The organism is Rhodococcus sp. NPDC003348, from assembly GCF_053589375.1.
Genome location: NZ_JBSFRT010000080.1, coordinates 1 through 8,910 on the forward strand (window position 1 = coordinate 1; position 8,910 = coordinate 8,910).

Annotated in this window: 10 protein-coding genes; 2 read left to right on the forward strand and 8 right to left on the reverse strand. The window is 69.3% G+C overall.

Features of this window, described 5'->3' with window-relative positions; genetic code table 11:
* Positions 1 to 39: 39 nt before the first annotated feature.
* The 3 genes from ACWDU4_RS27930 to ACWDU4_RS27940 form a co-directional block, all read right to left on the reverse strand.
* Complete coding sequence (locus ACWDU4_RS27930; protein ID WP_450117210.1) at positions 40 to 1,146, reverse strand: hypothetical protein; 1,107 nt, start codon at positions 1,144 to 1,146, stop codon at positions 40 to 42.
* Between the two features lie 144 nt (positions 1,147 to 1,290).
* Positions 1,291 to 1,800, reverse strand: a complete 510-nt coding sequence (gene purE, locus ACWDU4_RS27935) for a 5-(carboxyamino)imidazole ribonucleotide mutase (RefSeq protein WP_450117211.1) — start codon at positions 1,798 to 1,800, stop codon at positions 1,291 to 1,293.
* A gap of 86 nt (positions 1,801 to 1,886) precedes the next feature.
* On the reverse strand, positions 1,887 to 3,152 hold the full coding sequence (locus tag ACWDU4_RS27940) for a 5-(carboxyamino)imidazole ribonucleotide synthase (protein ID WP_450117212.1): 1,266 nt from the start codon (positions 3,150 to 3,152) through the stop codon (positions 1,887 to 1,889).
* A gap of 132 nt (positions 3,153 to 3,284) precedes the next feature.
* Here ACWDU4_RS27940 and ACWDU4_RS27945 point away from each other — a divergent pair, with 132 nt between their 5' ends.
* Positions 3,285 to 3,839: a GtrA family protein gene (locus ACWDU4_RS27945; protein WP_450117213.1), complete on the forward strand. Its 555-nt coding sequence runs from the start codon at positions 3,285 to 3,287 to the stop codon at positions 3,837 to 3,839.
* 15 nt (positions 3,840 to 3,854) lie between these two features.
* Here the strand turns inward: ACWDU4_RS27945 and ACWDU4_RS27950 are convergent, their stop codons facing one another.
* Genes ACWDU4_RS27950 through ACWDU4_RS27970 form a run of 5 tightly spaced genes read right to left on the reverse strand, consistent with a single transcriptional unit; the run spans position 3,855 to position 8,304 of the window.
* Complete coding sequence (locus ACWDU4_RS27950) at positions 3,855 to 5,159, reverse strand: sensor histidine kinase (RefSeq protein ID WP_450117214.1); 1,305 nt, start codon at positions 5,157 to 5,159, stop codon at positions 3,855 to 3,857.
* Between the two features lie 16 nt (positions 5,160 to 5,175).
* Entirely contained in the window at positions 5,176 to 5,853 is a 678-nt protein-coding gene (locus tag ACWDU4_RS27955; protein ID WP_450117215.1) for a response regulator transcription factor, read from the reverse strand.
* 49 nt (positions 5,854 to 5,902) lie between these two features.
* Positions 5,903 to 6,526, reverse strand: a complete 624-nt coding sequence (locus ACWDU4_RS27960) for a PH domain-containing protein (protein ID WP_450117219.1) — start codon at positions 6,524 to 6,526, stop codon at positions 5,903 to 5,905.
* An 18-nt stretch (positions 6,527 to 6,544) separates the two neighbouring features.
* A complete protein-coding gene (locus tag ACWDU4_RS27965) occupies positions 6,545 to 7,855 on the reverse strand; it encodes an AI-2E family transporter (RefSeq protein WP_450117216.1) in 1,311 nt (436 codons plus the stop codon).
* Positions 7,852 to 8,304 (reverse strand): DUF6069 family protein, encoded by a 453-nt coding sequence (locus ACWDU4_RS27970; RefSeq protein ID WP_450117217.1) that lies wholly within the window; start codon positions 8,302 to 8,304, stop codon positions 7,852 to 7,854. Before ACWDU4_RS27970 ends, ACWDU4_RS27965 begins: the two co-directional genes overlap by 4 nt.
* 148 nt (positions 8,305 to 8,452) lie before the next feature.
* On the opposite strand from ACWDU4_RS27970, the gene ACWDU4_RS27975 reads away from it, so the two are divergent.
* Positions 8,453 to 8,872, forward strand: a complete 420-nt coding sequence (locus ACWDU4_RS27975) for a DUF7144 family membrane protein (protein ID WP_450117218.1) — start codon at positions 8,453 to 8,455, stop codon at positions 8,870 to 8,872.
* Positions 8,873 to 8,910 lie beyond the last annotated feature (38 nt).

The following is an 8,910-nucleotide window of genomic DNA, read 5'->3' on the forward strand; positions in this document are numbered from 1 at the left end:
TTTTCGGTGGCTGGAGCCACCGAAAAGGCGCACAGGCGCCTACGGTGCGACGGAGGACCAGTCGGCGAAGCCGGTCGGGTCGTGACGCCCCATGCTTGCGTGCTCGAACAGACCCGCGCCGGGCACGCCGTTGCAGGTGGCGGAGGCGGAGAAATCACTGACGCCGAACGGGATTCGGCCCGCGATCGCCGGATCGGTGAGGTCGTAGACGGCCCGCTCCGACCAGTTCCGGCCCCGCCACTGACCGTGCGACCACTCCGGGTCGCCGCCGTAGCCGGCGCCGACGTGCAGCGCGATCCCGGTGCGCGGGGTGACCTCGATCGTCACCGGGCTGCCGTCCGCGGCCGTCATGTTCAGCGTCGCGGCCAGCGCCCGCCGGGTTCCGGACGCGTACTTGAAGTCGACCCGCGGCCAGCCGAGCTGCTCGACCCGGCCGTCATCCCAGATCCGGGTGGCGTCGTTCAGCGTGCGGAACCCGTCGGGACTCTCCTGCACGATGACGATCACCGAGAAGCCCTCGAAGCGCAGTGGCACGTACAGCCACCAGAACCCCTCCGACGGGTTCTCCACCAGCCGGCCCGCCGGATCCGGGTCGCCGACCGGACGGATACCCCACGACCGGTCGCGGGTGCCCATCCACCGGTCCGGGGTGACCGCGACGTCCTCGCCGTCGACCGACAGCACCCCCGACCACGCCCCGGTCTGCGCGAACCGGCTCGATTCCAGTTGCGGCCGCAGTCCGTTCGTCAGCAGGTGCGGCTGCTCCTGGACGGCAGGGCACGTTCCCTCCCACGTCAGGTCGAAGCCGAGCCCACCGGCGTCGTCGCCCTCGCACACCACCCGCAACTTCCGCAGCGGCTCGATCACCTCGATGCGGTACCCGCCGACCTTCAGGTCGAGCGAACGGTGTTCGAGCGCGTCGGAGAATCGCACCGCGACCTGCCGGTCGCCCTTGCGGACGGTGGCGAACGCATCGGTGACGCCGAGGTTCGGGTACACCCCGAACCCGGTCACCAGGAACAGGTCACTTCCCACATCGAGCGCGTTGAAGTAGGAGCGGTCGTAGAAGTTCTTGTCGCTGGAGACGACCCGCGACATCGGCAGCGGCGTCTGGTGGATGGGGTACTCGTCGAGCGGTGCGGGCATGGCGACACTCCAGGGCTCGTTACACGACAGGGCTGGTTCCGTTACAGGGTGATACGAAAAACCGTCCCTGCGAATCTAACCCCGGCCACCGGTGGCGCGTGACCGAATCGACCAAGCCGTATCGACCCGGCCGAATCCGACCGGCTAGCCCAACAGCTTCGCGCGCAGCGCCGCGTCCTTCTCCAGCACCATCGACTCCAGGCCGGACTGGAACCGCTCCATCGCCTCCCGGACCGCGGGGTCGGCGGTGCCGATGATCCGCGCCGCGAGCAGTCCGGCATTGCGGGCGCCACCGATCGAGACGGTCGCCACCGGCACACCGGCCGGCATCTGCACGATCGACAACAGCGAGTCCATGCCGTCGAGGTACTTCAGCGGAACCGGAACACCGATCACCGGCAGCGGCGTCGCGGACGCGACCATGCCCGGCAGGTGCGCGGCGCCGCCGGCGCCGGCGATGATCACCCGGATGCCGCGGCCCGCCGCGTCCTTCGCGTAGTCGAGCATCCGCTGCGGGGTGCGGTGCGCGGACACCACACCGACCTCGAACCGAATCCCGAATTCCGCCAATGCCTCGGCAGCGGCTTCCATCGTCGGCCAGTCCGAGTCGCTGCCCATGATCAGGCCGACCAGCGGTCCCTGCTGCTCCGTCATCGCGTCTCCCAGTCGTGAAGTTCGTGTCGTGAAGGTTCGTGTCGTGAGGGCGGGAAGGGCACCGACCATTCCCAGCCCGCGCCCGCTCAGTGCGCGGCGTGCGGATCCCAGCCGTCGGTCCACACCGCGTGCGAGAGCCAGTGCGCCGCCCGCTCCGCGCGCTCACGGACCGCGGCCACGTACTCCGGGTCGTCGAGCGAGCCGGATGCGGCACCGACCACGTTCACGTGCCCGATCTTGCGGTCCTTGCGCTCACCCTTGCCGTACAGGTGCACCTTCGCGTCGGGCATCCGCGCGAACAGGTGGTGCAGCCGCTCGTCCATGCTCATCTCGGGTGCCTCGGGGGCACCGAGCACGTTCGCCATCACCGTGACCGGCGCGATCGGCGCCGGATCACCGAGCGGGTAGTCCAGAACGGCGCGCAGGTGCTGCTCGAACTGCGAGGTCCGGGCGCCGTCCTGGGTCCAGTGCCCGGAGTTGTGCGGCCGCATCGCGAGCTCGTTGACGATCAGCCGGCCGTCGACGGTCTCGAACAGTTCGACGGCCATCGCGCCGGTCGCGCCGAGCGCCGCCGAGATCCGCAACGCCATCTGCTCGGCCTGCTCGGCCACCTCGTCGGACAAATCCGGCGCCGGTGCGATCACCACCGCACACTGGCCCTGCCGCTGCACGGTCTCGACAACCGGCCACGTCGCGCCCTGCCCGAACGGCGAACGGGCCACCATCGCCGACAACTCCCGGCGCATCGGGACCTTCTGCTCGACCATCAGGGTGACGCCCTTGTCGAGTTGTTCGGCGACGATCGCCTCCGCCTCCTCGGCGTCGGACGGCATCCACACGCCACGGCCGTCGTAGCCGCCGCGGACCGCCTTTAGCACGATGTCCCAGCCGTGCTCGTTCGCGAACTTCTCCACGTCACCAGCCCAGGTGACCTCGGCGAACGCCGGGACCGGTGCACCGAGCTCGGCGAGGGTGCGGCGCATCGCGAGCTTGTCCTGCGCGTAGATCAGCGCCTGCGGCGGCGGCTGCACGTTCACACCCTCCGACACCAGCACGTCGAGGTGGTCGGTGGGGACGTGCTCGTGGTCGAACGTCAGCGCCGACGACCCGACGGCGACGGTGCGCAGGGCGTCCAGATCGGTGTGGCTGCCGAGCACCACGTCGGCGCTGACCTGCGCGGCCGGCTCGTCCGGTCCGCCGGAGAGCACCCGCAGGCACTGACCGAGCTCGATCGCCGCCTGGTGCGTCATCCGGGCCAGCTGGCCCCCACCGATCATCGCGACCACCGGCATCGCGGCGTTCGAGCCGCGGGGGGTCGAGGGGCGGGCCTGGGATCCGGAATCAACGCTCACGGGTGTCCATGGTGTCACGACCGGCACGGTGGTCGCCCCGCAGGTGTCGCCGGTCACCGCGAACCTGAGAACGACCTGTGTTCGGAGTGTCCGGTCGGGACTCGCCGGAGCGGGTTCGTAGAATGACCTGCTGTGTCTTTTGTCGATCAGGCGCTCAGCCGCGTGCCCACACCGTTACGGGACGTCGTGGTGCGTCATCGTGAACTGATCAAGTTCGCGATCGTCGGCGGCACCACCATGGTCTTCGACCTGGCCATCTTCTACACCCTGAGCCTCACGGTTCTGGAGCAGAAGCCGGTCGTCGCCAAGATCATCTCCGGCGTGATGGCCACCGTCCTCAGCTACGTTCTCAACCGCGAGTGGTCCTTCAAGAACCGCGGCGGGCGCGAACGCCACCACGAGGCGATCCTGTTCTTCGTCATCAGCCTGATCGGTGTCGGCATCGCCGCGGCGCCGCTGTGGATCGCGAACAACGTGTTCGACATCCGCGCCGACCGGACCAGTGTGACCACGGTCGTGATCATCGACTTCGTGCTCAACTACATCATCGGCAACCTGCTGCAGATGGCGTTCCGGTTCTGGGCGCTGCGCCGATTCGCCTTCCCCGAGGAGAACGCCCGCGGCGGCGCGGACGACTACGACCCGACACCGGACGAACTCGCCCAGTCGGAACCCACCACCCCCTGACGCGACCGCCGGCGCTCACCGCGGTTCCGACGAGGCCCCGGCGTCCGGTTTCCGCTCCGTCGGCAGGAACAGCGCGAACAGCGCCGGCCGGCGCCGCTGCAGGTCCAGTCGCCCGCCGTCGGCCTCGACGAGCGCTCGCGCGAGCGCCAACCCGACACCGGTGGATCCGCCCGCGGAGAACCCGCGGTCGAAGATGTGCGGGGCCAGCTGATCGCTGACGCCCTCCCCCTCGTCCCCGACCTCCACGCACACCATCGCCTCCCGTCGCGGCCCCACTCCAGGGACGAGCCGCACCACCACCGTGCACGTGCCCGCGCCGTGCATCAGCGCGTTGTCGACGAGGACCGCGACCGACTCCCGCAACCGGGACGGGGTCGCGGCCGTCCGCACCTGCCGGTCACCGCGCAGCACCAGCGACCGCCCGGCCTGCTCGTACTGGGGCTGCCACTCGGCGACGACGGCGGCGAGCTCCGAAATCACCTCCAGCGCCTGCCGGTCCTGCCCGTCACTGCGCGCCGACCTGACCAGCTCGTCGATCGCCGTGGTCAGCCGGTCCACCTGCGCCATCGCCGCGTTCGCCTCGTCGACGACGTCCGGGTCCGGGTGCACCGACAGTTCGTCGAGCCGCAGGCGCACCGCCGTCAGCCGGCTCCGCAGCTGGTGGGACACGTCGCCGACGAGGGCACGCTCGCGTTGCAGCCGGCCCGCGATCTCGATCGTGACCGAGTCCAGGACATCGGAAACCCGGTCCAGCTCGGGGATCCCGTAGCGGCGGACATCGGTACGGAAGTCACCTTTGGCCAGGCGCGCCGCGCGGTCGGCGACGTCCTGCAGCGGGTCCGCGAGGCGCCGGGCGGTGACCGTCGCGACCGCGGTACCCGCCGCGAGGGAGGCCAGCACGACCAACCCGACCGCCCCGACGGCCTGCTGCTGCAGGATCCGCATCGACGCGGACGGCGTCTCCAGGCGCAACGATCCGGAGCGTCCCATCGAGATCGCCTCGACGAGCGGCGCGTCCACCGTGTCCGCTCCGATATCGACGCGGGTTTCCGGGTTCTCCGGGGTCGGGTAGATCACCGTCAGGCGGCCCCCGTCGGGAACGGCCACCCGCAGCGAGCTCACATCGAGGGTGCCCTCGATCAGTCCGGTCTGCCCCTCCTGCGCGATGATCTCGGCGGACATCCGATCGAGCCGCGCCTGCAGGTCACTGCGGGTGAAGTCCTCCACCCACAGCCACGCGGTGTAGGTGAGCGGCAAACCGAGCAGCAGTCCGGTGACCAGGACCACCGCGATGATGGACAGTTGGATGCGGCGGCGCACGACGCTGCCCTCCCGCTCAGTTGTTCAGGCGGAATCCGACACCGCGCACGGTGGCGATGCGCCGCTCCCCGATCGGCCCCTCGTCGCCGATCTTTCGGCGCAGCCAGGACATGTGCATGTCCAGGGTCTTGGAACCGCGCAGGTCGGCGTCACCCCACACCTCCTGCAGGATGACGTCGCGGGAGACGACCTCACCGGCGTGGTCCATGAGCACCTTGAGCAGCTCGTACTCCTTGTTGGCGAGCGAGATCTCGCTGCCCCCGACGAGCACCCGCCGGGCCGCGGGCTCGAGCCGGATGTCACCGACCTCGAGGGTCGAGTCCTCGGGGCCGCCGCGTCGGCGCAGCAGTGCCCGCACCCGGGCCATCAGTTCGGCCAGCCGGAACGGTTTGCCGACGTAGTCGTCGGCGCCCGCGTCGAGACCGACGACGAAGTCCACCTCGTCGGTGCGGGCGGTGAGCATCAGCACCGCGAGCTCCGACCCGTTGGCGCGCAGCTGCCGGCACACCTCGAGGCCGTCCATCCCCGGCAGCCCGAGATCGAGGATCAGTAGGTCGAACGAGCCACTCAGGGCCAGGTCGAGGGTGGCCGGCCCGGCCTCCTCGACGGTCACGTCGTAGCCTTCACGGCCCAGTGCACGCGACAGTGGCGCGGCGATGGCCTCATCGTCCTCGGCAAGAAGTACGGCAGTCACGGGCCCACCCTACGGAGCCGCCCCGCCGGGTGAGATGCCGAACGGCAGATCAGCGACGCCAGCCCCGGCGCGGCGGACGCTCGTCGCCGCTCCCCGCGTCCGGTGCACGCCCACCGAAGTCCGTCGCGCCGCCGCCCTGATGCGCACCGCCCTGCTGTGGGCGGTCGTCCTGGTGCAACTGCATCGCGTCGAACACCTGGTGGTAGAGCAGCGAGTGGACGCGTTGCACGTCGGGAATGTCGTCGAATTCGAGCGGATCGTCCGCCGACGACGCGATCACCAGGGTTCCGGTGCGCATCATCCGGTCGATCAGGCCGTGCCGGAACTGCACGTTGCTGATCCTGCCCATCGGGATGTCGATACCGCTGTGGGTGAACACTCCCTGCCGGATCAGCACCCGCCGGTCGGTGACGATGAAATGCGTGGACTTCCAGGTGATCAACGGTGCGACGCACCGCCAGGCCACGACGGCCACCCACGCGAGCAGAACGATCAGCAACACCACCGTCCGCGCGGTGCCGTCGAGCCGGTCCTGCACCAGCCCGCCGACGAACCCGGCGACAGCGGTCCCGACGACGAACGTGATCGCCGGCAGCACCAGCATCTTCCAGTGCGGATGGCGGTGCAGCAACAGTTCCTCGTCGGCGGCGAGCGCGTCGTCCGGGTAGCCCATGCCGGAAGAGTCTGCCACCTACAGGCTGCGCCGAACGTCGGTGTCTTCGCCCCCGATGCGCCGAACGTCGGTGTCTTCGACCCCGGTGCGCCGAACCTCGGTGTCTTCGACCCCGCGGTCGTCGGCCCCGCTGCGCCCCACTTCGTTCGGCTCGCCCTCGGCCGCATCGTCGACGGCGTCGGCGACCTCCTCCGCGGCCGCGGCCTGCAGTTCCCGTGTCGCCTCCGCCGCCTCCTCCTCGGCGGTCAGCAACTCCTCCGCTGATGGCGCGGCCCCGGAGATCAGTGCGTTCGCCCACCGCGTCGACGGATCGATGTCGAGCAGCAACGCCTTGGTCAGCAGTGTCGCGGGAATCGCGAGCAGCGCACCGAGCGGGCCAAGCACCCAGCCCCAGAACACCAGCGCCAGGAACGTCACCGTGACCGACAACCCCACCGCGTCGCCGACGAACTTCGGCTGGATCACCGATTGGATGACGACGTTGATGACGCTGTAGACGACGATCACCCACAGCATCAACATCGGTCCGCCCTGCAGCAGCGCGATCAGTGCGGGCGGGACCAATCCGATGACGAAGCCGATGTTCGGGATGTAGTTGGTGATGAACGAGAGCAGGCCCCACAGGAGCGGCAGCGGAATGCCCAGCGCCCACAGTGCAAGTGAGTCGATCACCGCGACGATCAACCCGAACACGGTCGACACGATCAGGTAGCTGCGGGTGCCGGATGCAAAGGCGGAGAACGCGTAGGCGATGTCGGGTCGGGCGAACGCGACCGCGCGCATCCGGGCGCCGAACGAGCTTGCGTCCATCGCCATGAAGATCAGCAGGGCGAGGATGAAGAAGAGGTTCGAGAACACGCCGAGCAGCCCGACAAGCACGTCGTCGAGCAGCCCGACGACCTTGCCGAAGTCGATGCTCGAGAGCACCTTGTCCAGCTGTTCGGCCCCGATGTTCAACCGCCCGAACCAGGACTCCACGTCGGCGACCAGCTTGTCGGCCTTGTCGGCGTACTGCGGCAGCAGCGTCGCGAGCTGGGCCACCGAGATCGCGAGCGCCGCGACAAGTCCGAGCAACACGACGTAGACGGTGGTGAGCGTCCCGACCACGGCCACCCACTTCGGTGCACCCTTCCGCTGCAGCCAGTCCCCGAGCGGCTGCACAGCGACCACCAGCATCAGGGCCAGGAACACCGGGCCGACGATGCCGGAGAACCCGCGGATCCCGGCGATCGCGACCACCGCGCCGGCCGTCCCCAGCAGCACGATCAGGCCGCGCGGCCACGGCTCCTGGACCTGCTCACGCAGAGGGACCTCGACCGAGTGCCTCATTTCCACACCGTCGCCCGCCGGGCCACCCCGGGCAACAGGCCGAGAATCGGCAGGCCGATCGACAGGTGCACGATCGCCGTGGCCACCCGGTCCGCCGTGACGGCGTCATAGACGAACGGCAGGATCACCGCCGCAACGAGCAGCAACCCCACGATCCAGCCGAAGAACGACACACCGCCGGGCGTGCTCGACTCGAGCAGGTACAGCAGGACCGCCGCCAGCAGCGCGGCGAGGAACCCGAGAACCGCGAATCGGACCGGGAGCGACAGGTCCGGGAGCCACGGCGGGGAGATGGGAACCACGCCGAAGGCCCGCGCGATCAGCGTGACGACCAGCGCGCTCAACGCCGTCACCATCGCCGCCGCAACGGCCCCCGGCCAGAACTTCGCGGCGGAAAGTCCCCGCTCGGGCGCGCCCGCGGCACCGCCCGTCTCCGGCCAACCCGTCATCTCGGTCCCCTTCCGAAGCACCCGAATCTCCCCCGAGGCTTCCCGGCCGCCGCCGTCCGAACCTCACCCGCGACGGATGAGGTTTTGCGGTCGGACATTGCCGAAACTTCAAGAGGACACTCACGACACATCTCGGAGAGGAACGGCCATGACCGACCACTCGGTGGCAAACCACAGCGACAGCGGTGTCAAGCAGGGATTTGCCGCGGGGACGTCCATCGCGGCGGCCATCCTGCTGCTGACCGTCGGCATCCTGCAGATCTTCCAGGGCATCTCGGCGCTCGCGAAGGACGAGGTCCTCGTGTTCGGCCCGGAGTACACCTACAAGTTCGACGTCACGACGTGGGGCTGGATCCACCTCGTGATCGGCATCCTGATCGCGCTGACCGGCTTCTTCCTGATGACCGGCGCGACCTGGGCCCGGATCACCGCGATCTTCCTGGCGGCCCTGTCGATCATCGCGAACTTCCTGTGGCTGCCGTACTACCCACTGTGGTCGATCCTGATCATCGCGATCGACGTGGTGATCATCTGGGCGGTCACCACGTGGGACACCGAGCGGTACTGAATCACCCTTTCGACGAGCGGCGGGGTGCAGGCGAATTC

What these genes read in the sequence shown, in the direction of transcription:
- ACWDU4_RS27930 (WP_450117210.1), bottom strand. Translation starts at nt 1,146, where the DNA reads ATGCCCGCACCGCTCGACGAGTACCCCATCCACCAGACGCCGCTGCCG.
- purE (WP_450117211.1), bottom strand. Translation starts at nt 1,800, where the DNA reads ATGACGGAGCAGCAGGGACCGCTGGTCGGCCTGATCATGGGCAGCGAC.
- ACWDU4_RS27960 (WP_450117219.1), bottom strand. Translation starts at nt 6,526, where the DNA reads ATGGGCTACCCGGACGACGCGCTCGCCGCCGACGAGGAACTGTTGCTG.
- ACWDU4_RS27965 (WP_450117216.1), bottom strand. Translation starts at nt 7,855, where the DNA reads ATGAGGCACTCGGTCGAGGTCCCTCTGCGTGAGCAGGTCCAGGAGCCG.
- ACWDU4_RS27970 (WP_450117217.1), bottom strand. Translation starts at nt 8,304, where the DNA reads ATGACGGGTTGGCCGGAGACGGGCGGTGCCGCGGGCGCGCCCGAGCGG.
- ACWDU4_RS27975 (WP_450117218.1), top strand. Translation starts at nt 8,453, where the DNA reads ATGACCGACCACTCGGTGGCAAACCACAGCGACAGCGGTGTCAAGCAG.